At 72.8% G+C, this 20,162-nt stretch carries 20 protein-coding genes; 5 read left to right on the forward strand and 15 right to left on the reverse strand.

Annotation, left to right across the window (positions count from 1 at the left end):
- Nucleotides 1-312: 312 nt before the first annotated feature.
- A complete protein-coding gene (locus tag NEH16_RS01415; RefSeq protein WP_164629374.1) occupies nucleotides 313-474 on the reverse strand; it encodes a hypothetical protein in 162 nt (53 codons plus the stop codon).
- Between the two features lie 201 nt (nucleotides 475-675).
- Here NEH16_RS01415 and NEH16_RS01420 point away from each other — a divergent pair, with 201 nt between their 5' ends.
- Complete coding sequence (locus NEH16_RS01420) at nucleotides 676-2,574, forward strand: ABC transporter ATP-binding protein (protein ID WP_265538557.1); 1,899 nt, start codon at nucleotides 676-678, stop codon at nucleotides 2,572-2,574.
- Between the two features lie 52 nt (nucleotides 2,575-2,626).
- On the opposite strand, the gene NEH16_RS01425 is transcribed toward NEH16_RS01420, so the two are convergent.
- Nucleotides 2,627-3,430 carry a PepSY domain-containing protein gene (locus tag NEH16_RS01425; protein ID WP_265538558.1) on the reverse strand — a complete coding sequence of 268 codons (804 nt, stop codon included), beginning with the start codon at nucleotides 3,428-3,430 and terminating at the stop codon, nucleotides 2,627-2,629.
- Between the two features lie 201 nt (nucleotides 3,431-3,631).
- Here NEH16_RS01425 and NEH16_RS01430 point away from each other — a divergent pair, with 201 nt between their 5' ends.
- Nucleotides 3,632-3,940: a hypothetical protein gene (locus tag NEH16_RS01430; RefSeq protein ID WP_265538559.1), complete on the forward strand. Its 309-nt coding sequence runs from the start codon at nucleotides 3,632-3,634 to the stop codon at nucleotides 3,938-3,940.
- A gap of 58 nt (nucleotides 3,941-3,998) precedes the next feature.
- Here the strand turns inward: NEH16_RS01430 and NEH16_RS01435 are convergent, their stop codons facing one another.
- The 6 genes from NEH16_RS01435 to NEH16_RS01460 form a co-directional block, all read right to left on the reverse strand.
- Nucleotides 3,999-4,193, reverse strand: a complete 195-nt coding sequence (locus tag NEH16_RS01435; protein ID WP_026171777.1) for a hypothetical protein — start codon at nucleotides 4,191-4,193, stop codon at nucleotides 3,999-4,001.
- Nucleotides 4,194-4,379: 186 nt separating this feature from the next.
- Nucleotides 4,380-5,513: an acyl-CoA dehydrogenase family protein gene (locus NEH16_RS01440; RefSeq protein ID WP_265538560.1), complete on the reverse strand. Its 1,134-nt coding sequence runs from the start codon at nucleotides 5,511-5,513 to the stop codon at nucleotides 4,380-4,382.
- On the reverse strand, nucleotides 5,510-6,697 hold the full coding sequence (locus NEH16_RS01445) for an acyl-CoA dehydrogenase family protein (protein WP_265538561.1): 1,188 nt from the start codon (nucleotides 6,695-6,697) through the stop codon (nucleotides 5,510-5,512). The genes NEH16_RS01440 and NEH16_RS01445 overlap by 4 nt, the downstream gene beginning before the upstream one ends.
- Nucleotides 6,694-7,662, reverse strand: a complete 969-nt coding sequence (locus NEH16_RS01450; RefSeq protein WP_265538562.1) for an NADPH:quinone oxidoreductase family protein — start codon at nucleotides 7,660-7,662, stop codon at nucleotides 6,694-6,696. The genes NEH16_RS01445 and NEH16_RS01450 overlap by 4 nt, the downstream gene beginning before the upstream one ends.
- A gap of 166 nt (nucleotides 7,663-7,828) precedes the next feature.
- Nucleotides 7,829-10,492, reverse strand: coding sequence for a beta-N-acetylglucosaminidase domain-containing protein (locus NEH16_RS01455; protein WP_265538563.1), 2,664 nt, complete (start codon nucleotides 10,490-10,492; stop codon nucleotides 7,829-7,831).
- Between the two features lie 142 nt (nucleotides 10,493-10,634).
- A complete protein-coding gene (locus tag NEH16_RS01460) occupies nucleotides 10,635-11,366 on the reverse strand; it encodes a PIG-L deacetylase family protein (RefSeq protein ID WP_265538564.1) in 732 nt (243 codons plus the stop codon).
- A 139-nt stretch (nucleotides 11,367-11,505) separates the two neighbouring features.
- Here NEH16_RS01460 and NEH16_RS01465 point away from each other — a divergent pair, with 139 nt between their 5' ends.
- Complete coding sequence (locus NEH16_RS01465; protein WP_265538565.1) at nucleotides 11,506-12,078, forward strand: rhodanese-like domain-containing protein; 573 nt, start codon at nucleotides 11,506-11,508, stop codon at nucleotides 12,076-12,078.
- A gap of 47 nt (nucleotides 12,079-12,125) precedes the next feature.
- Here the strand turns inward: NEH16_RS01465 and NEH16_RS01470 are convergent, their stop codons facing one another.
- Nucleotides 12,126-13,421 (reverse strand): alpha/beta fold hydrolase, encoded by a 1,296-nt coding sequence (locus tag NEH16_RS01470; RefSeq protein WP_265538566.1) that lies wholly within the window; start codon nucleotides 13,419-13,421, stop codon nucleotides 12,126-12,128.
- 105 nt (nucleotides 13,422-13,526) lie between these two features.
- On the opposite strand from NEH16_RS01470, the gene NEH16_RS01475 reads away from it, so the two are divergent.
- Complete coding sequence (locus tag NEH16_RS01475) at nucleotides 13,527-14,690, forward strand: ABC transporter ATP-binding protein (protein ID WP_265538567.1); 1,164 nt, start codon at nucleotides 13,527-13,529, stop codon at nucleotides 14,688-14,690.
- 18 nt (nucleotides 14,691-14,708) lie between these two features.
- On the opposite strand, the gene NEH16_RS01480 is transcribed toward NEH16_RS01475, so the two are convergent.
- The 6 genes from NEH16_RS01480 to NEH16_RS01505 form a co-directional block, all read right to left on the reverse strand.
- On the reverse strand, nucleotides 14,709-15,857 hold the full coding sequence (locus NEH16_RS01480) for a serine hydrolase domain-containing protein (protein ID WP_265538568.1): 1,149 nt from the start codon (nucleotides 15,855-15,857) through the stop codon (nucleotides 14,709-14,711).
- Nucleotides 15,858-15,938: 81 nt separating this feature from the next.
- The gene (locus NEH16_RS01485) at nucleotides 15,939-16,910 is read right to left on the reverse strand and encodes an ABC transporter substrate-binding protein (protein WP_265538569.1); all 972 of its coding nucleotides are present in this window, start codon (nucleotides 16,908-16,910) and stop codon (nucleotides 15,939-15,941) included.
- Nucleotides 16,907-17,593 carry an ABC transporter permease gene (locus tag NEH16_RS01490; protein WP_265538570.1) on the reverse strand — a complete coding sequence of 229 codons (687 nt, stop codon included), beginning with the start codon at nucleotides 17,591-17,593 and terminating at the stop codon, nucleotides 16,907-16,909. Before NEH16_RS01490 ends, NEH16_RS01485 begins: the two co-directional genes overlap by 4 nt.
- Complete coding sequence (locus NEH16_RS01495; RefSeq protein ID WP_265538571.1) at nucleotides 17,590-18,267, reverse strand: ABC transporter permease; 678 nt, start codon at nucleotides 18,265-18,267, stop codon at nucleotides 17,590-17,592. Before NEH16_RS01495 ends, NEH16_RS01490 begins: the two co-directional genes overlap by 4 nt.
- A 71-nt stretch (nucleotides 18,268-18,338) precedes the next feature.
- The gene (locus NEH16_RS01500) at nucleotides 18,339-19,040 is read right to left on the reverse strand and encodes an alpha/beta fold hydrolase (protein ID WP_265538572.1); all 702 of its coding nucleotides are present in this window, start codon (nucleotides 19,038-19,040) and stop codon (nucleotides 18,339-18,341) included.
- A gap of 35 nt (nucleotides 19,041-19,075) precedes the next feature.
- Nucleotides 19,076-19,660 carry a PadR family transcriptional regulator gene (locus tag NEH16_RS01505; RefSeq protein WP_265538573.1) on the reverse strand — a complete coding sequence of 195 codons (585 nt, stop codon included), beginning with the start codon at nucleotides 19,658-19,660 and terminating at the stop codon, nucleotides 19,076-19,078.
- Nucleotides 19,661-19,730: 70 nt separating this feature from the next.
- Here NEH16_RS01505 and NEH16_RS01510 point away from each other — a divergent pair, with 70 nt between their 5' ends.
- Nucleotides 19,731-20,123 (forward strand): nuclear transport factor 2 family protein, encoded by a 393-nt coding sequence (locus NEH16_RS01510; protein WP_265538574.1) that lies wholly within the window; start codon nucleotides 19,731-19,733, stop codon nucleotides 20,121-20,123.
- Nucleotides 20,124-20,162: the final 39 nt, after the last annotated feature.

Consider the following 20,162-nt stretch of genomic DNA (forward strand, 5'->3'; position numbering starts at 1 on the left):
GGAGCGCCGGGTCGGGGCCCGGCGCCTGCAACCGGTTCAGCGCCTCGATCTGGTCCAGCTCGGCCTCGAACGCGTCGGTCGGTGGCTCATGCCGTTCACCACCCATCCGGCTTCCCTTCGTCCCGAAGTCGTCGGCGCCTGTTCGTTCCATGCTCCGACGGGAGAGCCGGGTCCGCAGTCCGAGACATCCCCGTACCACCACCGGAATGTGCCGGACGGGTAGGACGGACGGGCCGTCGGCGCGGGCCGGCCGGGGGCACCGGCGGGTGCGGAAGCGCTCGGGCGTACGCCCGGGGCGGGACGGTTCGTGGGCTAGCGGTACGCCGGTGACCTGCGGATATCGCTGAAGTCGATGGCGCGGTCGGCCTCCCGCATGGTCTCTTCAGCCACCCGGCGCACCTCTGCCATCACATCCCCGTGCTCCTCCACGAGACCGGCGTAGATGGGTGCGTCGGAACTGTCTGTGAAACTCACGTCGTACTGCCTCAATCGGTCGTGTCTGCCGTGGTCCGGCCGGAAACAGGGGCCGATTCTACGCAGGTCCGATGCCGGGCCCGCACGGGGCACCGCACGTTTGACCTCAAGCTCGCTTGAGCTTCTAGCGTTCCTTCCACACCCCCGGTCCGCACCGGCCGCCGGGGCCGTACCGATCCGTTCTGCCCCGGAGGCACCCGTATGAGCATGGAAGTCACCGCGTGGTCGTCGCTGCACAGCACGATCAACGCGCAAGCGGACCGCCGCCCCTTCTCCCGGGCCACCGTGCGCCGGATCGCCTCGTTCGCCCGGCCCCGCCGACGGCAGCTCTACCGCTTTCTGCTGCTGAGCGTGATCACGGCGCTGCTGGCCGTGGCGACGCCGGTGCTGGCGGGCCGGGTGATCGACGCGATCGACCAGGGAAAGGAGAGCGGCACGGTCGTCCGTCTCGCCCTGCTGATCGCGGTGATCGCCGTGGCGGAGGCCGGGCTCGGACTGCTCACCCGGCTGCTGTCGGCCACGCTGGGTGAGGGGCTGATCCTGGATCTGCGGTCGGCGGTCTTCGACCATGTGCAGCGGATGCCGGTGGCCTTCTTCACCCGGACCCGGACGGGGGCGCTGGTGAGCCGGCTGAACAACGATGTGATCGGCGCGCAGCGGGCGTTCAGCAACACTCTGTCCGGGGTGGTCTCCAATGTGGTGACGTTGGTGCTGACGCTCGCGGTGATGCTGACGATCTCCTGGCAGATCACGCTGCTCGCGCTCGTGCTGCTGCCGGTGTTCGTCGTGCCGGCCCGGCGGATGGGCTCGCGGATGGCGCGCATGCAGCGTGAGGCGGCCGCGCACAACGCGGCGATGAGCACGCAGATGACCGAACGGTTCTCGGCGCCGGGCGCGACCCTGGTGAAGCTCTTCGGCCGGCCCGCCGACGAGTCCGCCGAGTTCGCGGCGCGGGCGGGGCGCGTGCGGGACATCGGCATCCGTACGGCGATGGCGCAGTCCACGTTCATCACGGCGCTGACCCTGGTGTCCGCGCTGGCCCTGGCCCTCGTCTACGGGCTGGGCGGCTACTACGCACTGCGCGGCAGCCTGGAGCCGGGCGCGGTCGTGACGCTGGCGCTGCTGCTCACCCGGCTGTACGCCCCGCTGACGGCGCTGGCCGGTGCCCGGGTCGAGGTGATGAGCGCGCTGGTGAGCTTCGAGCGGGTCTTCGAGATCCTGGACCTGAAGCCGCTGATCGCCGAGAGGCCGGACGCCCGTACGGTGCCCGAGGGGCCGGTGTCCGTGGAGTTCGACGGGGTCTCCTTCGGCTATCCGTCGGCCGACAAGGTGTCGCTCGCCTCGCTGGAGGAGGTCGCGACGCTGGACTCCCGGGGCGGTACGCGGGTGCTGCACGAGGTCTCGTTCCGGGCCGAGCCCGGCCAGATGGTCGCCCTGGTCGGCTCGTCGGGCGCCGGGAAGTCGACGATCGCCCAGCTGCTGCCCCGGTTGTACGACACCGATGAGGGCGCGGTACGGCTCAACGGCGTCGATGTACGCGATCTGACCGCCGACTCGATCCGGGACACGCTCGGCATGGTCACCCAGGACGGGCACCTCTTCCACGATTCGGTGCGCGCCAACCTTCTGCTGGCCAGGCCCGCCGCCACCGAGGACGAGATCTGGGACGCGCTGCGGCGCTCCCGGCTCGACGGCCTGGTGGCCTCGCTGCCGGACGGGCTCGACACGGTCGTGGGCGAGCGCGGCTACCGGCTCTCCGGCGGTGAGCGCCAGCGGCTGACGATCGCCCGGCTGCTGCTGGCCCGGCAGCGGGTGGTCATCCTGGACGAGGCGACCGCGCACCTCGACTCCACCTCCGAGGCGGTCGTGCAGGAGGCCCTGGCCGAGGCGCTCGAGGGGCGCACCGCCCTGGTGATCGCGCACCGGCTGTCCACGGTGCGGGCCGCGGATCTGATCCTGGTCGTCGAGGAGGGCCGGGTGGTGGAGCGGGGGACGCACACCGCGCTGCTGGCGGCGGGGGGCCGGTACGAGGAGCTGTACCGGACGCAGTTCGCCTCGCCGGACTCGGCGGGCGAGCAGGAGCCCGTGCGGTCCGTCTGAACGCCGGCGCCCCCGGTCCGTGCGGACCGGGGGCGCCGGGAGCGGGGGGTGCTCAGTCGTTGTCGGTCTCCTGGTGGGTGACCGAGCCGTTGGACGCGTCGATGTCGAAGGTCGTCTTCTTCCAGTCCTTCGTCACGACGTCGGTCTTCCAGACGAGCGTGCCCTGGTCGTTGTCGTCCAGGTCGAGGGCGGTCACCGTACCCTGCTGCTTCGCGAGGGCGGCCTTCGCCGCCTGCTGCGGGGTCTGCTTGGCCTGGGTGGTCCGCTTGGCCGTCTTGGCCTTGTCCGAGGTGCTCTGGTCGGCGTCCTCGGACGAGCTGAGGACCTTGCCGGAGACCGCGTCGATGTGGACCTTGTGCTTGGTCCCGGTCTTGGCGGCGACGGTCGCGACCCACTGCGGGGCGCCGGCCGCGGCGCTGCCCGTCGGCGAGGGGCTGCCGGTGGGCGAGGGGCTGCCCGTCGGAGAGGGGCTGGCGCTCTCGTCGTCGTCTGCGGCGTCCTCGGCGGTCTTGAGTTCGAGATCGACGAGCTTGCCGCCCTTGACCTCGCCCTCGGCCGTGGTGATGGCCTTGTCATAGGTGACCTTGGTGGCGGAGATCAGGTCCTTGCGTTCCTGCTGGTCCTCCGTCATCTGGCCCGGCGAGGCACTCTCGCTCCCGGTGGGGGACGGGCTCGTCGTCGCCTCGGGCACGGCGCGGGCCGCCTCCGAGGTCTTCGTGCTCGCGGAGGTGCTGCCGCTGTCCTGGCCGCAGCCGGTCAGCAGGGCCGCGCTGAGCACGACGCAGGCGACACCCGCGGCGCGTACGCGGTGGGCACGGAGGAATCCGGTGTTCTTGGAGGGGGAGTCACATGTCATGCCCGCATGCTTAACCGCCGCGCGGCTCCGGCATGTGGAATGACCGGGCAGTGTCACCCGATCGACCGCCATCCCGTCCCGGTCCCGCGTGTCGCCGGGGTTCGAGGGGATTTCGTGCACGCCGGGCGAAGATGCGACGACGGTCCGAATTCCCTGGTCACGCGGGTCGCGATCCGGCGGCTTTGGTGCGAGCCTGAAAGCATGACCTGGGCGTCCTGGACAACACGCGGAGTGTATTCGGGGCACGGCGGCGTGCTCACCGAGGAGGTCGGGCCGCTGTCCGGTGACCTGACCATCCACACCACTTGGGCCGAGGGCACGGCGCAGATCACCGTGCAGTACACCGACGCGGCCGACTGGTTCACCATGGCGGGCAGCCCCGTGCCCTGTCCGTCGGAGGAGGCGAGCCGCGCCCTGCACGCGGCCGCCGTGGAGGCGGTCCGGCAGGGCTCGGCGGCGACCGTCCCCGTACTCCGACTCGACCCCGAACAGGCTGCGGGCTCCGAATGACCGGTGACCGGGCCCGTACGGATACGGGACCGGTCACCGAGGTGTGCCGTGCGAGCGGTCAGGGGCGGATGCCGCTGACCACGTCGGCGGTGGCCGTGATGCCGTCCTGGATCGTGGGGGCCATGCTGGTGCCCGCGAGAAGGAATCCGAGCATTCCGCACACCAGCGCGTGCGACAGCTTCATTCCGCCGTTGCGGAGGAAGACCACCGCGAGAATCAGCAGAAGCAGCACCACTGAGATCGAAATTGCCATGGCCAACCTCCTCCGCCGCGCCTGATTTGCGGCATTCGGCGTCAGTGTGGCGCAGCCCGCGGGCCGTCCGGCGCATCGGCGTGTCCGCCAAACGGGTAGGGCTTGGGTCGAGGCCGCCTGAGCGGGGAAGAGGAGCGGATCGCTGAGGGAGGCGCGGGGTGTTCCCGCGCCCCCTGCGGCGAAACCTCAGGGCGCCGGCAGCTCCATGAGCGCGGCGACGGTGTCCCGGTGGCGTCCCGCCGTGCCGTACGCGGTGGCGTCGGCCTTGGCCCGCTTCAGGTACAGGTGCGCGGGGTGCTCCCACGTCATCCCGATCCCGCCGTGCAACTGCACGCACTCCTCGGCGGCGTGGACCGCGACCTTCGAGCAGTACGCCTGTGCGACGGCCACGGCCAACGGCGCGTCGGGGCTGCCCGTAGCCAGGGCATCGGCGGCGTTCCGCGCGGCGGCCCGGGCCGAGACCACCTCCAGCCAGAGCTGCGCCATGCGGTGCTTGAGCGCCTGGAAGGAGCCGATGGGGCGGTTGAACTGGTGGCGCTCCCGGGTGTGTCGCACCGTCTCGGTGAGGCACCACTCGGCGAGTCCCAGCTGTTCGGAGGCGAGCAGCCCGGCACCGGCGAGCAGCCCGCGGTCCACCGCGCGCCGTCCGGCCCCGGCGTCCGCGAGGCGGGTTCCGGCGGCGCCGTCGAGCGTGACGGTGGCGAGGGGGCGGGTGAGGTCGAGCGCGACGAGCGGTTCGACGCGCACCCCGGGCGCGTCGGTGGCGACGGCGTACAGCCCGTCGGCGGTGGGGACCAGGAGCACGTCGGCCACGGCCGCGTCGGCCACCGGGCCCAGCGTCCCACCCAGTGAGGCGTTCACCGCCGAGGCGTACCCGCCCGCCGCGTCGGCCGAAGAGGCCGCGAACGGCACGGCCACCACCGCGACCTGCCGCCCCTCGGCGAGCCCGGAGAGCAGTTCCGCAGTCGGCCCGCCCTGCGCGCCGAGCGCGAGCAGCGTCTCGGTGGCGACGACGGAGCTGGTCAGGAACGGCGCGGCCGCGACGCTGCGGCCCAGCTCCTCCAGGACGACGGCGGCCTCGCGGTGCGTGGCGCCCTGGCCGCCCAGCTCCTCGGGCACGAGGAGGCCGGCGGCGCCGATGCCGGTGGCGAGCGCCTTCCACAGCTGCGGGTCGTACGGCGTGTCGGACTCGGTGCGGGCGATCACCGACGGCGCGTCGGCGCGGTCCGCCAGCAGGGAGCGGACGGCGGCGCGCAGGTCCTCCTCGGTCTCCGAGTAGAGGAGGTCGGGGGCCTGGCCGGCTTCGGGCTGTGCGGTCATCGGGAGAGGTCCTTCCAGGCGACGTCCTTGTCGTTGCGGGGCTCGGAGGGCAGACCGAGTACGCGCTCGGCGACGATGTTGAGCAGCACCTCGCTCGTACCGCCCTCGATGGAGTTGCCCTTGGAGCGGAGGTAGCGGTAGCCCGCGTCGCGGCCGGTGAAGTCGACCAGTTCGGGCCGCCGCATGGTCCAGTCGCCGTACAGCAGGCCCTCGTCGCCGAGGAGTTCGACTTCGAGGCCGCTGATCTCCTGGTTGAGGCGGGCGAAGGCGAGCTTCATGCCGGAGCCCTCGGGCCCCGGCTGGCCTGCGACGAGTTGCTGGCGCAGGCGTTCACCGGTGAGCCGGGCGACCTCCGCCTCGACCCACAGCGTGAGCAGGCGCTGGTGCAGGTCGTGGGTGCGCAGCTCGGGCCGTTCGCGCCAGGTCCTGGCGACCGGGCCGATCATGCCGCCCTCGCGGGGGGTGCGGGAGCCGCCGATGGAGACGCGCTCGTTCATGAGGGTGGTCTGGGCGACCTTCCAGCCCTCACCGACGGGCCCGAGCCGGTGGCTGTCGGGGATGCGCACTCCGGTGAGGAAGACCTCGTTGAACTCGGCCTCGCCGGTGATCTGACGGAGCGGCCGGACCTCGACGCCGGGGTCGGTCATGTCGCAGATGAAGTAGCTGATGCCGCGGTGCTTGGGCAGGTCGGGGTCGGTGCGGGCGATGAGAATCGCCCAGCGCGCGAGATGGGCGCTGGAGGTCCACACCTTCTGCCCGTCGACCACCCAGTCCTCGCCGTCGCGCACGGCGCGCGTGCCGAGGGCGGCGAGGTCGGAGCCCGCGCCCGGTTCGCTGAAGAGCTGGCACCAGACCTCCTCCCCCACCCACAGGGGCCGCAGGAACCGCTGCTTCTGCTCGTCGGTGCCGAAGCCGAGGATGGTCGGGGCGGCCATGCCGAGGCCGATACCGATGCGGCGCGGGTCGTTGTCGGGCGCGTTCGCGGCGGCGAGTTCGGCGTCGACCACGGGCTGGAGGGAGCGCGGGGCGTCCAGGCCGCCGAGCCCGGCCGGGTAGTGCACCCAGGCGAGTCCGGCGTCGAAGCGCGCCTTCAGGAAGTCGGTGCGCCCGGTGGTGGCCGGAGGGTGCGCGGCGAGCAGTTCGCGGGTGCGGCGGCGCAGTTCGGCGGCGTCGGGTGCGGTCATCGGGCGGCTCCTGACGGGAGGACGACGATGCGGCCGGTGCTGGTGCCGTCGGCGACGCGCTGGACGGCGGCCGCCGCCTCGCGCATCGGGACGCGCTCGCTGATCAGCGGCTTGATGACGCCTTCGGCGGCGAGCCGGGTCAGCTCCCGGTGGCAGTCGCGTACGGCCTGCGGGTCCTTGGTGTTGTAGAGGCCCCAGTGGAGGCCGAGGACGGAGTAGTTCTTCACGAGGGCGTGGTCGAGCCCGGGGGTGGGAATGGTGCCGGAGGCGAAGCCGACGACGACGATGCGCCCCTCGAAGGCGATGCACTTCACGGACTTGGCGTACGCGTCGCCGCCGACCGGGTCGTAGACGACGTCGGCGCCCCGGCCGCCGGTGAACTCCTTGACCGCGGCGACGATGTCCTCGGTGCGCCGGTCGATGACCAGGTCGCAGCCGAGCGCGGCGGCGGTCTTCGCCTTCTCCGGTCCGCCGACGACGCCGATGACCGTGGCACCGGCGGCCTTGCCGAGCTGGACGGCGGCGCTGCCCACCCCGCCCGCGGCGGCGTGCACGAGCAGGGTCTCCCCCGCCTTGAGCCGTGCGCGCCGGTGGAGCCCGAACCAGCCGGTCTGGTAGCCGATGTGCAGGGCCGCGGCCTCCGCATCGTCCAGCGGTTCCGGGGCGTCCAGCAGGGCGGCCTCGTCGGCGACGACGTACTGGGCGAGACCGCCGTGCGGCAGGGCGGGGGTCGCGAGCACCCGGCACCCGTCCTCGGTGCGGCCGCAGATCTCGACGCCCGGGGTGAACGGCAGCGGGGGCCGTACCTGGTACTGGCCGCGGCAGAGCAGCGCGTCGGGGAAGTTGATGTTCGCCGCGAGCACCTCGACCAGCACCTGCCCGTCGCCGGGCACCGGCCGGTCCGTCTCCTCCAGCTCCATCACCTCGCTCGGCTCGCCGTTCCGGTGCACTCGCCATGCCTGCATGAGGGGCCTCCACAACACTGTCGGCATTACCACTGCTCCGGCGCATACTAAGCGGTCGCTTGTCCCCGTGGGAACAGCCTGCGGAACAACGGTCCCGAACACGGCCGTGCGCCCGGCCCGTCCGCGAGGGACGCGGGGGCGCCGGGCGCACGGCCGTACGCGAGGGCTACTCGCCCACCACCACCTCGGCGACCTGGGGCGCGACCGATCCGGCCTTCCAGGCGAGCCGCACCGCGTCGGCGGTGCGCCCGGCGGTGTCCACGGCGGTGTACGCGCCGTGCAGCGCGCCCACGGTGTGCCAGGTGCCGTCCGCCGTGCGCAGCTGGACGTCGGCGGTGCCTTCGGCGCCGGACGGCCGCAGCACCGTCACCGAGCCGACCGGCCGCGCGGAGACGAGGTCCACCTCCAGCGCCTCACCCTTGCCGGCCGCCCGCGCGCCCCGGTACACGGTGCCCGGGTCGCCGTCGGCCGCCGCGCGGAGCGAGGAGCCGGTGGCGGCGGGCGGGTTGCCGGTGACCGCGCCGTCCGTGGTCGTGACCTGGAATTCGCGGACGACCACCCAGCTGCTCTGCCCGGCGGTGGCCCGGGCCCGCACATAGCGCGCCTTGGTCCCGGCGGGCGGGTCCGCCGTGACGTCGGGCTCGCCGGAGAAGTCCGCGAGCGTCTGCCAGCTCTCGCCGTCCGCCGAGTATTCGAGGACACCTTCGTGGAGGTAGTCGTCGGTGCTGCCCGGCTTGGCCATGGCGAGCGTGACGGAGCCGATGGCCCGGGGCTCGCCGAGGTCGACGGTCAGCTGGTCCCCGGCCGCGGGCGCGCCGTCGCTCCAGAAGTACGTGGAGGCGTCGCCGTCGAGCATCCGGGCGACGGTGTTGCTCTGGTACGTGCCCAGGCTGGTCGAGGCCGTGGGCCTGCCGCTCACGCCGAGCAGCCGGTCGTACTCGGCGGTTGCGGCGTCGGTGAACCCGTCCAGCTGCCCGTCGCCGACCAGCACCGGCACCTTGCGCCCGTCGAGCCCGGTGTACGTGTACGAGGCGGCGCGCTCCACCTGTGCGGGCAGCTGCTGCCGGAGCTTCCATGCCTGGGCGCCCTTCCCGGCGCGGGCGGCCTCGACCATGCGCAGGGCGGTGCGTGTGGCGGTGGCCCAGGACTCGGTGACGTCGAGCCAGGGGCCGGAGTCCGCGATGAAGCCCCGGTCCGGGAGGGCCGCACGCAGCCGGGCGGGGGCCGCGCCCAGCGAGGCCAGGACGGAGTCGAGCCGCCTCGCGTCCCCGGACTCCCAGTAGCGGGCGATGGCGGCGGACAGCTCGGGCGCCTTCGCGGTGTTGAGCGCGGAGCTGTAGTTGACGTCCGCGAAGGCCCGCAGCGCCTTCGCGGTCCGGGCGTCGCCGCCCGCGTACTCCTCGATGCCCTTGCCCCAGGACTCGCGCGGGTCGTAGGCGGCGTCGTTCCAGGAGTAGTCCGCGACGGTGTACAGCGAGAGCTTCGACGCGTACGACTGGATCATCGGGTTGGCGGTGATGCCGGCCAGGCGCCCCGGGAGGCCCTTTTCTCGGCCGTTGAACGGGCCGAGCAGGAGGCGGTCGGTGGCGTAGTCGTTGACCGGGTAGTTGTCCCAGGTCAGGATCGGGTGGCCGAACACCTTCCGGGCGGCGTCCGCCTGAGCCACGGTCATGGTGGGGGCGACGACCCCGACACCGGTCCACTCGACGAGCACATCGGGATCGAGCTGTTCGGACAGGGCCGTCTTGTACGCCGACGGGCTGACGTTGTAGTACTCGGTGGGGACCATCTGGAGCGGCTGGGCGCCGGGGTGGGTGGCGATGAACTCCTGGTTGACCCGGTTGAGCAGATGGGCCTGGGCGGCGCCCGCCGCGCCACCGCCGGTCCCCCATTTCACCTTGTCGGCTTCGCAGTTCCAGTCGGTGTAGCTGATGTCGTCCAGCGGGACCGCGAAGGTGCGGACGCCGATGTCCCACATCGTCCGGAACTTGTCGACGAGCGCCTTCACGTCCGCGTCGGAGCTGTAGCACACCGAGAGGCCGGGCGAGAGGGCGTAGGTGAACTCGACGTGCCGCAGCGCCGCCCGGTCGGCGAGGTCCTTGATCTGCGCCAGCCGGTCGGCGGGGTACGGGTCGCGCCACTTGGCCCGGAGGTAGTCGTCGTCCTTGGGCGAGTACACGTAGATGTTCATCTTGTGCTCGCCGTAGTAGTCGAGCTGGTCGAGGCGGGCCTCGTGCGACCACGGGGTGCCGTAGAAGCCCTCGATGACCCCGCGCAGCGCGGTGCCGGGCCAGTCGCGCACGGCGAGTCCGGCGACCTTGCCGCCCGGGTGCCCCCGGTGCGGCAGGACCTGGCGCAGGGTCTGCGCGGCGTAGTAGGTGCCGGTGGTGTCCTTGCCGGCGAGGACGATCCGGTCGGCGCCGATCCCGAGGACGTAGCCCTCGGCGGGCAGTTCGGCGGGCCCGTCGAGCTTCTGCGCGGCGAGGGCGGCGGCGTCACCCGCGTACACGGTGAGTCGGCCGGGGACGGGCCGCCGCTCGCGGACGACGTGCCGGGCGCCCGCCTTGCGCAGGGCCGTCTCCACCACGTCGAGCGTGGGTCCGTCGGCGGTCTCCCCGGCGATCAGGGTGACGGTGGGGGTGACGGTCACCCGGTCGGGGCGGGGCTCGGCGGACTGCGGGGTCGGGGTGATCGTGGGTGTGTCCCGGGCCCTGGCCGGTGCGGGCGGGGCGTCGGCCGCCCGGGCGGCCGGTCCGGCGGCGAGCATGCCGCCTGCGAGCAGGGTCGCCGCGGCGGCGAGAGCGGTGATGCGGGGCGGGCGAGGCGTCACAGGTCCTCCATCGGTCACTCAAGACACCAAAGTCGCGCAACACAACGGGACCGAATGCGACATCCTGGCGCCGACATGTCAATGGTCTGGACAACATCACTGCGCGGACCTGCGGTTTTACGGCCGACTGGCCCGTGCGCGACTACCGGGCGAAGAGTTCGAACGTGACGGCGGGACGCCCGCCGAAGCGCTCGGCGGCGGCCTCGGCATTGCCGGTGAGGAAGCTGCGGCAGTAGGTCTCGGGGTCCTCGTCCGTGAGGACTTCGATGTACGTGCGGTGGGCCAGGAGGGACTGCACCGACCGTTCCAGACCAGCGGTCGCGTCCACCGCGTGGGTGGGCGTGGACGACCCCGCCACGGCCACCCAGCGCACGCCGTCCCACGGTTCGAGGCCCTGCTCCCCCAGCTCCGGGAAGATCCAGCGGTTGCCCGCGTCGGCCGCCGCGTCGAGGGTGGCGCGGCCGACGGCGCGGTGGTCCGGCGTGTTCCATGCGACACCGCCCCAGGTGTCGCGGTGGTTGAGCGTGATGACCAGCTCGGGGCGGTACCGCCGGATGGCCGCCGCGATGTCCCGGCGGAGCGGGACGCCGTACTCGATCACCCCGTCGTGGTGATCCAGGAACTCGACGCGGGAGACGCCGACCGCCGCCGCGCTCGCGCGCTGCTCCCGCTCGCGCAACGGCCCGCACTTCTCGGGTGCGAGGGTGTCGATACCGGCCTCGCCCCTGGTCGCGAGCAGATACGTGACCTCGCGGCCGGCATCGGTCCAGCCGGCCACCGCTGCCGCGCAGCCGTACTCCAGGTCGTCGGGGTGCGCGACCACGGCGAGCGCGCGCCGCCAGTCCTCGGGCATGGGCTTCAGCTGCTCGGTCATATCCGCAGGCTAACGGGCAAGGCGACGGTGAGACCCGTGACACGACGGGCTTCGATACCCAGGGGGGTATCCTTGGCGGTCCGGGGCAGGAGAGCGCGAGACCTGTCCCGTACCCCGGTGAACGAAAGGAACACAGCTCGTGACCAGCCCCGTATCCCTCTCCCCCGCCCAGGCGGCCGCCCGCCTCACGGAGTTCACCGTGATCGACGTACGCGCACCCGGTGAGTACGCGGCGGGGCACGTACCGGGGGCGCTGAACATACCGCTCGACCGGCTCGACGAGGCGCTGCCCGCGCTCAAGTCCGCGTCCGCCCGCGGCGCGCTGCTCGTGGTCTGCGCCTCCGGCAACCGCTCGACGCGCGCCTGCGACCTCCTGTCGGCGGCCGACATCGAGGCGGCGACGCTCACCGGCGGCACCTCCGCCTGGGCGAGCGAGGGCCACGGCCTGGAGCGTCCGGAGGGCGCGCGGGCCACCTGGCCGATGGAGCGCCAGGTCCGGCTGGCGGCCGGCTCGCTCGTGGTGGCCGGGCTGCTGGCGGGCCTCCGGTATCCCGCCGCGCGCTGGCTGTCCGCCGGTGTCGGCTCCGGTCTCGTCTTCTCCGCCGTCACCGACACCTGCGGGATGGCGGCGGCCCTCTCGAAGCTCCCGCACAACCGCGCGCCGCGCTCGGCGCCGAGCCTGAACGCGACGCTGGACGCCCTCCAGGGCTGAGGCATCGCGGGGCCGGTCCCGTACGGCCGGCCCCTGGACGCCGCGGGTCAGCCCTCGTCGCGGACCAGCGCGAGCAGCCGGTCCAGCACGCGGGGCCCGCCCGCGCGCAGCCCGTCGTGCTCGAACTCGTCGGTCACCCAGGTGCGCAGCCCCCGGATCGCGGCGGCGGTGCGCAGTGCGTGGGCGGTGTCCACGTACATGTCGTCGTGGTAGACGGCGGCGGCCACCGGGACGTCGTTGGCGGCCAAGCGCGCGGGGTCGTACAGCGGCTCCCAGTCGGTGCGGGCGGCGAGGAGCGCGGCCGTCTCGCGCAGCGGGCGCAGCGCGGGGTCCACCTCGAAGTGCCAGGGGTGGATGGACTCGCCCGTGAACAGGACCGGTCCGTCACCCGCGAGGGCGGTGGCGGCGTCGAACTGCGGGAACTCGGCGCGGACCCGCTCGGCGGCCCAGTCCGTGGGGCGCTCGTCCTGGCCGTAGATGGCCTCGTGCATGAGGGCGTACAGGGGGTGCCCGGCGAAGGAGGTCGCGGCGCGCATGGCCTCCTGGAAGGTGTCGGAGAGCTCGGTGCCGTGCGGGGTGCGGACGAAGGCGTTCTCCAGGAGGTAGTGCAGCTGGTGGCTGCCGCTGCCGCCGCCGAGCATGATGCCGAGGGACTGGAAGCTCTCGGGCGTCAGCCGGTGCCCGGCGCTCTCGGGGCGGTGCTCCGCGAGGTGAGCGGTGATCTCCCGGGCGCGCTCGACATCCTGTGGGTAGCGGGCGTAGTGCGCGGCGACCTTCCGTTCGATACGGGGATACGCGGCCCGGTAGACGTCGTCCGCGTGGGCGTCGAGGGAGGGCAGACCGCCGGTGATCAGGACGGTGGCCAGCCCCTCCGGGGCGGACGAGAGATAGCGGACGGCGCAGAAGCCGCCGAAGGACTGGCCGAGCACGGTCCAGGGCGCGCCGCCGGTCAGCTGCGGGCGGATGAACTCGCAGTCCCGCACGATGTTGTCCGCGCGGAAGTGCGCGAGGTAGTCGGCCTGCTCGCGCGGCCCGCCCCGCAGCGGGAGGGTCTGCCGGTTGGCCGGGGTCGACAGGCCGGTGCCGCGCTGGTCGAGCAGGAGCACCCGGAATTCGCGCACCGCCCGCCCGAGCCACGCCTCGGCGCCGGTGAAGCGCCGGGCGCCGAAGCCGGGACCGCCCTCCAGATACAGCAGCCAGGGCAGCTCCTGGCCGGCCCGGGACGCGGCCACGATCTCCCGGCCGAAGACCTCGATCTGCTCACCGCCGGGGTCGGAGTGGTCGAGCGGGACGGTGAAGCGGTGGTCGGTGAGGACGAGACCGGGCTGCCGGTAGCTGTTCAAGGGGGCTCCTGGATCGGACGGTTCCCGGACAGTTCAGCACACCGGTGTGCCCCGGACGGTCGCGGCCCGTGTGCGGCCGGGGCGCCGGGCTCCTACCGTGCTCTCATGATCCGGTTCGAACAGGTCGGCAAGGTCTACCCGGACGGCACGACCGCGGTCGACGCGCTGTCCTTCGAGGTCGCCGAGGGGGAACTGGTCACCCTGGTGGGCCCTTCGGGCTGCGGCAAGACGACCACGATGATGATGGTGAACCGGCTGATCGAACCGACCTCGGGCCGCATCCTGGTGGACGGCCGGGACATCGCGGAGACCGATCCGGTGAAGCTGCGGCGGGGCATCGGCTACGTCATCCAGCAGGTGGGGCTCTTCCCGCACCGGACGGTCCTCGACAACACGGCGACCGTGCCGGCGCTGGTGGGCTGGAAGCGGTCCAGGGCCCGGGAGCGGGCGGCCGAGCTGCTGGACCTGGTGGGGCTCGATCCGTCGGTGTACGGCTCCCGCTACCCGGCGCAGCTCTCCGGCGGCCAGCGCCAGCGCGTCGGCGTGGCGCGGGCCCTCGCGGCCGACCCGCCGGTGCTCCTGATGGACGAGCCGTTCGGTGCGGTGGACCCCGTGGTGCGCGAGCGGTTGCAGAACGAATTCCTCAAGCTCCAGTCGAGGGTGAGGAAGACGGTCCTGATGGTCACCCACGACATCGAGGAGGCCGTCCGGATGGGTGACCGGATCGCGGTGTACGGGCAGGGGCGCATCGAGCAGTTCGACACCCCGGGCGCGGTGCTCGGCTCGCCCGCGACCCCGTATGTGGCGGAGTTCGTCGGCGCGGACCGGGGGCTGAAGCGGCTGTCGGTCACCGCGATCGAGCCGGACGACCTGGAGCAGCCGCCGCTGGCCCGCCTCGACGAGCCGGCCGGGGCGGCGGCGGCCCGGCTGGCCGCCGCCGGCGCGCGCTGGGCGGTCGTGCTGAACGAGGCGGGCGAGCTGCACGGCTGGGTGTCGGCGGACGCGCTGCGGATCGCCGGGGACGAGGGCACGGTGGGTGAGCTGGCCCGCCGGATGGACGCGTGGGTGCCGGTGGGGGCGCCGCTGAAGCGGGCGTTCAGCGAGATGCTTCAGCGGGACGCGGGGTGGATCGCGGTGCTGGACGGGGCGCGGTTCCTCGGGGTGCTGACCCCGGCGAAGCTCCACGAGGCCCTGCGCCGTTCGGTGGACGCGGACGCGCAGGGCGTGGGGCGCGACGAGGTGCGGTTCGACTCGGTGGCGGACGCCTGAGGGGCGCGCCGGGGGCGGTCAGGCGTCCGCCGCGTACTGCCAGAAGTCGCGCATCAGCGGCGGCGGGGTGGGGCCGGTCATCTCCACCTGACTGAGCATGATCGCGGCCGTGCCGGTGGCCGGGACGATGTGTGCCGTGGTGCCGGTGCCACCCACCCAGCCGTAGCGCCCCGGCACGTTGTACGGGGCGGTCGTGTCGACGTCCACCGAGCCGCCGAAGCCCCAGCCCTGCCCCTCGGTGAACAGCCCGCTGGCCTCGCGCTGAGCGGGGGTCAGGTGGTCCGTCGTCATCTGCCGTACGGAGGCGGGTGACAGGAGGCGCCGGCCCTCCACCGCGCCCTCACCGAGCAGCATGCGGGCGAAGGTGTGCAGGTCGTCCACGGTGGAGACCAGTCCGCCGGCCCCGGACGGGAAGTCCGGCATGCTGCTCCACTGCCCGGCCGGGACGTCGATCAGCTCCACTCCGCCGTCCGCTCCGGGCCGGTACAGAGCGGTGAAGCGGTCGAGCTTCTCCGCCGGGACCATGAAGCCGGTGTCGTTCATGCCGAGGGGGCCGAAGATCCGCTCGGCGAGGAAATCCGGCAGCGGCTGCCCGGCGACCCGGGCGATGAGCACGCCCAGGATGTCGGAGCAGGTGTTGTACAGCCACTCCCGGCCCGGCTGGGCCAGCAGCGGGATGCGCGAGAGCGTGTCCATCCAGGCATCCGGGGCAGCGACTCGGCGCGGCTGCGGCGCCCCCTGCTTCAGCTCGCTGAACAGGAGACGGGCGGCGGGCAGCGAGAAGTCGGACGGGAATCCGTACCCCGCGCGCGAGGTCATGAGGTCGAGCAGGGTGATGGGGCGTGTCGCCGGGACCACGTCGTCCACCGGGCCGTCCGGGGTGCGGACGACGACGGGCGCCGCCAGCTCGGGCAGCCAGGACGAGACCGGGTCGTCCGGCGCGATCCGCCCGTCCTCGATCAGCAGCATGGCCGCGGCGGCGACGACCGGTTTGGTGAGCGAGGCGATCCTGAAGACCGAGTCCCGGGCCATCGGGGCGCCGCCGTCCGTGCCGGCGTCGCCCACGGCCGCCACTTCGACGCGTCCGCCGCGCGCCACCAGGCCCACGGCGCCGGGGACCGATCCGTCGTGGACGTACTTCTCGAGAACTGCGCGCAGGGTGCTCATCGCTCCGCCTTGTCCGGGATTGTCGATGTGTTGACCGGTGCGGCGGCCCGGACTCATCGGTCGGCGCGCCGCTTCCCGCGCTCACCCCTTCTCACCGGGGATGAGGTGTTCGGAGCGCAGATAGGCGCGGGCCACGTCCTCGGGGAGACGGCGCCAGCTGTCCACCTGTTCGTTGAGCCGGGCCAGGTCCGCGGTGGTCAGGACGGTGTTCAGCTTGCCCAGGGCCTTGCGCACCCCGGCGCCGCCCGCGCGGGCCCGGTTGACGACGGGGACGAGGTAGTCGGCGTTCTGGAGGTGCTTGTCGTCGGCGAGGATGACGAGGCCGAAGTCGTCCAGCGTTGCGTCGGTGGTGGTGGTCAGCACCATCTGGTCGCGGCCGCTCTGGACGGCCTGCTTGGCCTGCGTGGTGCCGACGCCCTTCGGGTCGACGGAGGTGATGTCGATGCCGTACGTCTTCTTCAGGCCGGGCGCGCAGTACGGGCGCTGGACGCACTCGTCGCCGGCCGCGAGGCGTACCGGGAGGCCGGAGCGGCCGAGGTCGCTGAGGGTCTTCAGGTGGTGCTCGCGGGCGTAGGCGGCGGTGACGGCGAACGCGTTCTGGTCGACCGCCTTGCCGGGGTCGAGGACGGTGAGTCCGCGCGGTGCGGCGAGGGCGCGCAGGGCCTTCATCGTGGCGGCGAGGTCCGGTGAGCCGACGGGGGCGGCGTCCGCGCCGTGCTCCTTGGCGTTGAGCCAGTCGGCGAAGGTGGCCGCGTATTCGGGGACGACGTCGATCTGGCCGTTCTCCAGGGCGGGTTCGTAGATCTCCCGGTTGGTGACGGAGATGATCTTGGTGGAGTATCCGGCGCGGTCCAGCAGCAGGGCGTACATCTGGGCGAGGAGGTCGCTCTCGGTGAATCCCGCGGAACCGATGGTCAGGTGCTTGCTGTCGCCGGGCGGGGCGGTGACCGCGCCCTGGTTCTCCAGCGCAGGTCCGGTGGTGCAGGCGGTGGCCGCGAGCAGCAGGAGCGCGGCGAGCGGGCGGCCCGCCCGGACGCGGGGTCCGGCCCTCATGCGGTCGCCTCCGCCACGCGCAGCCCGAACCGGCGCGGCGCGAACCGCTGGGCCGCCTCGAAGACCCCCTCCACGACCAGCGCGAACGCGGCGACCAGGACCGCTCCGGCGACCACCTGCGGGGTGGAGGCGAGGTTGAATCCGGCGGTGATGATGCGGCCGAGCCCGCCGCCGCCAGCGAGGGCCGCGATGGTGGCCGTGGCGACGAGCTGGACGGCGGCGATGCGCACCCCGGTGATGATGAGGGGCAGGGCGAGCGGCACCTCGACCTGGAGGAGCAGTTGGCGGCCCGTCATGCCCATGCCCCGGGCGGCCCGGACGACGTCCCGGTCGACCTCGCGCATGCCGACGTACGCGTTGGTGAGCAGCGGGGGCACGGCGAAGAGGACGAGCGCGACGACCGTGGGCCCCTCCCCCCAGCGGCCGACCGGGGTGAGCAGGAGGAGCACCAGGACGGCGAACGTGGGCACGGCGCGCCCGACGTTGGAGATGTTGACGGCGAGCGCGCCGCCCCGGCCGAGGTGGCCGAGGAGCAGGGCGACGGGCAGTGCGATGAGGCAGCTGATCAGCAGGCAGACGGCGGTGAGGTAGAGGTGCTGGCCGAGCCGGACCCCGATGCCGTCCTGGCCCTGCCAGTGCGCGGAGGTGGTGAGCCAGGACCAGGCGTCCGTCAGGGTGTTCATGACCGGCTCCTCGTCCACGGGGTGAGCAGGCGCTGCAGCAGCAGGAGGAGCAGGTCGGCGGCGACGGCGATGACGACGCACAGGACGGACGCGGTGAGCACCTGGGCCTTGAAGTACGTGTTCATCCCGGCGTAGATGAGGTTGCCGAGCCCGCCGTAGCCGACGATCGCGCCGATGGTGACCAGGGAGACCGCGGAGACGGTGGCGATGCGCAGCCCAGCCATCGCGGCGGGCAGGGCGAGCGGGAGTTCGACGGCGACGAGCAGCCGTACGGGGCCGTAGCCCATGCCCCGCGCCGCCTGCCGGGTCTCCTCGGGGACGGCGCGCAGCCCGGCGAGGACGTTGCGCACGAGCAGGGTCAGCGAGTAGAGGACGAGGCCCGCGACGACGAGCGAGGCTGAGAGCCCGTACACCGGCAGCAGCAGGGAGAACATGGCGAGCGACGGGATCGTGTAGAGGATCGTCGTCACGCCGAGGACGGGTCCGGCGGCCCACTGCCAGCGGCGCGCGGCCAGGGCGAGCGGCAGGGCGAGGGCGAGGCCGATGAGCACGGAGACCGCGGTCAGCTGGATGTGTTGCAGCGCGGCTTCCCAGAGGATGTGGCGGCGGCTGCTGAGGTAGGCGCCGCAGACCCACTCGTTGCGCGCGAGGCAGTCGTCGGGAGGCGCGGTCACCCGTCCATTGCAGCCCGGACGGCCCGGACGCGCGCGCCCGGGCCGTCCGATCGGGCCACAGCGCCCACGGGTCAGGACGTGGCGGCGGCCTTGTCGAGGATCGCGGCCAGTTCGTCGGGGCGGGAGAACATCGGCCAGTGGCCGGTGTCCATGGTGGTCAGCTCCCACCGCTCGCTCGTCAGCAGCCGGGCCACTGCCTCGGCCGGTTCCGGTCCGTCGAGGAGGCACTTGATGTAGGTCGCCGGCAGCTCGCCGAGCGGGCGGTCCAGGACGGCCGGGTCGGCCAGGGCGGCGCCCGGGTGCGGGGTCGCGCCCTTCCGGAACCGTGCGATCTGCTCGCCGGTCAGCTCCTGGCCCTCGAACTCCTCGGCCTCCGGTACGGCCCAGAGTCCGCCGTTCGCGTCGAGCTGCCCCTGGAGCTCGGCCGGCCCCTGCCACCAGGTGGAGACGAACGACTCGCCGTCGGCAGGGACGGAGGCGTCCACGAAGACGACACGGGTCAGCCGGTCGCCCAGGCGCTCGGCGGCCTGTCCCACGGGGATGCCGGAGTAGCTGTGGCCGACCAGGACCACGTCCCGCAGGTCCAGGCGCTCCACCTCCGCGACGATGTCGGTCACATGGGTCTGCCGGCCGACCGGACGGTCCCGTTTGCCGCCGAGCCCGGACAGGGTCAGCGGATGGGCACCGTGTCCGGCCGCGCGCAGCACCGGCACCACCTCGTCCCACGCCGTCTCGTCCAGCCAGGCACCTGCCACCAGTACGAAATCAGTCATGCCGGGGACCCTAGCCGAGGGGTCCGACAACGCCTTCAGAGCGCGTCCGCGCCGCCCATCGCCGGTGCCGGCGAACGGAGTTCCAGGATCTCCAGGACGCGCCCGCCCCAGCGCAGGTTCTCCTCCTCGAAGGACCGGCCGCGCATCAGGGTCAGATAGGGGCCGACCCGGTCGGTCCCGGCGAGGAACGCCGCCTCGTCGCGGCCGTCGAGCAGGCGCAGGCGCAGCCGTTCGTAGCGGGCGAGCTTGGCGCGCGCCCACTCCATGCGCTCCTCGACCGAAGCGCGTACCGCGTCGGCGTCGCCGATGTCCACGGCCTGGATCATCACGAGCAGTTCGTCCCGGATGGCCGTCGGCCGGGGCGCTTCGGCGGTGAAAGCGCCGAGCGCGTCGCGGCCGGCCGGTGTCAGTGTGAAGAGCCGCTTGTTCGGCCGGCGCTCCTGCTCGACCACACGCGCCTCGATCAGACCGTGTTCGGCGAGCCGGTCGAGTTCCCGGTAGAGCTGCTGGGGGGTGGCCGACCAGAAGTTCGCCACCGAGACGTCGAAGACCTTCGCCAGGTCGTATCCGGACGCCTCGCCTTCGAGCAGGGCTGCCAGGACCGCGTACTTGAGGGACATCTGGACACGCTAGCACCCATGTGATTAATGTCGTTCGCACCTATTCAACAAATTGACTATGGAGACCGGGATGCTCGCTTTCCGCAAGGCCGTCGAGGCGCACGATCTGGCGGCGGTCGAGGCCGCGCTGGCCGATGACGTCGTCTTCACCAGCCCGGTGGCGTTCAAGCCCTATCCGGGGAAGCCGGTCACGGCCGCGATCCTGCGGCACGTCTCGGAGGTGTTCGGGGACTTCCGCTACGTACGGGAGATGGCGAGCCCGGACGGGCGCGACCACGCGCTCGTCTTCACCGCGAAGGTCGGCGACCGGGAGATCACCGGTTGCGACTTCCTGCACCTGAACGAGGAGGGCCTGATCGACGACCTCATGGTGATGGTCCGCCCCCTGTCGGCCGCGCAGGCGCTGGCCGCGGAGATGGGGGCGCGGTTCGAGCAGATCAGCCGGGAGGCGGCGGCGGGCTGACAGGCAGGAAGCGCGTCGGGACGGACGACATCGCGGTGT

It is taken from the genome of Streptomyces drozdowiczii, assembly GCF_026167665.1.
In the GTDB taxonomy this organism is placed as follows: domain Bacteria; phylum Actinomycetota; class Actinomycetes; order Streptomycetales; family Streptomycetaceae; genus Streptomyces; species Streptomyces drozdowiczii_A.

Bases quoted from the DNA above. Each gene is read 5' to 3' on its own strand.
- NEH16_RS01435 (WP_026171777.1), bottom strand. From the start codon at position 4,193: ATGGCAATTTCGATCTCAGTGGTGCTGCTTCTGCTGATTCTCGCGGTG.
- NEH16_RS01500 (WP_265538572.1), bottom strand. From the start codon at position 19,040: ATGACTGATTTCGTACTGGTGGCAGGTGCCTGGCTGGACGAGACGGCG.
- NEH16_RS01430 (WP_265538559.1), top strand. From the start codon at position 3,632: ATGACCTGGGCGTCCTGGACAACACGCGGAGTGTATTCGGGGCACGGC.
- NEH16_RS01420 (WP_265538557.1), top strand. From the start codon at position 676: ATGAGCATGGAAGTCACCGCGTGGTCGTCGCTGCACAGCACGATCAAC.
- NEH16_RS01475 (WP_265538567.1), top strand. From the start codon at position 13,527: ATGATCCGGTTCGAACAGGTCGGCAAGGTCTACCCGGACGGCACGACC.
- NEH16_RS01505 (WP_265538573.1), bottom strand. From the start codon at position 19,660: ATGTCCCTCAAGTACGCGGTCCTGGCAGCCCTGCTCGAAGGCGAGGCG.
- NEH16_RS01460 (WP_265538564.1), bottom strand. From the start codon at position 11,366: ATGACCGAGCAGCTGAAGCCCATGCCCGAGGACTGGCGGCGCGCGCTC.
- NEH16_RS01485 (WP_265538569.1), bottom strand. From the start codon at position 16,910: ATGAGGGCCGGACCCCGCGTCCGGGCGGGCCGCCCGCTCGCCGCGCTC.
- NEH16_RS01440 (WP_265538560.1), bottom strand. From the start codon at position 5,513: ATGACCGCACAGCCCGAAGCCGGCCAGGCCCCCGACCTCCTCTACTCG.
- NEH16_RS01490 (WP_265538570.1), bottom strand. From the start codon at position 17,593: ATGAACACCCTGACGGACGCCTGGTCCTGGCTCACCACCTCCGCGCAC.
- NEH16_RS01450 (WP_265538562.1), bottom strand. From the start codon at position 7,662: ATGCAGGCATGGCGAGTGCACCGGAACGGCGAGCCGAGCGAGGTGATG.
- NEH16_RS01425 (WP_265538558.1), bottom strand. From the start codon at position 3,430: ATGACATGTGACTCCCCCTCCAAGAACACCGGATTCCTCCGTGCCCAC.
- NEH16_RS01445 (WP_265538561.1), bottom strand. From the start codon at position 6,697: ATGACCGCACCCGACGCCGCCGAACTGCGCCGCCGCACCCGCGAACTG.
- NEH16_RS01480 (WP_265538568.1), bottom strand. From the start codon at position 15,857: ATGAGCACCCTGCGCGCAGTTCTCGAGAAGTACGTCCACGACGGATCG.
- NEH16_RS01510 (WP_265538574.1), top strand. From the start codon at position 19,731: ATGCTCGCTTTCCGCAAGGCCGTCGAGGCGCACGATCTGGCGGCGGTC.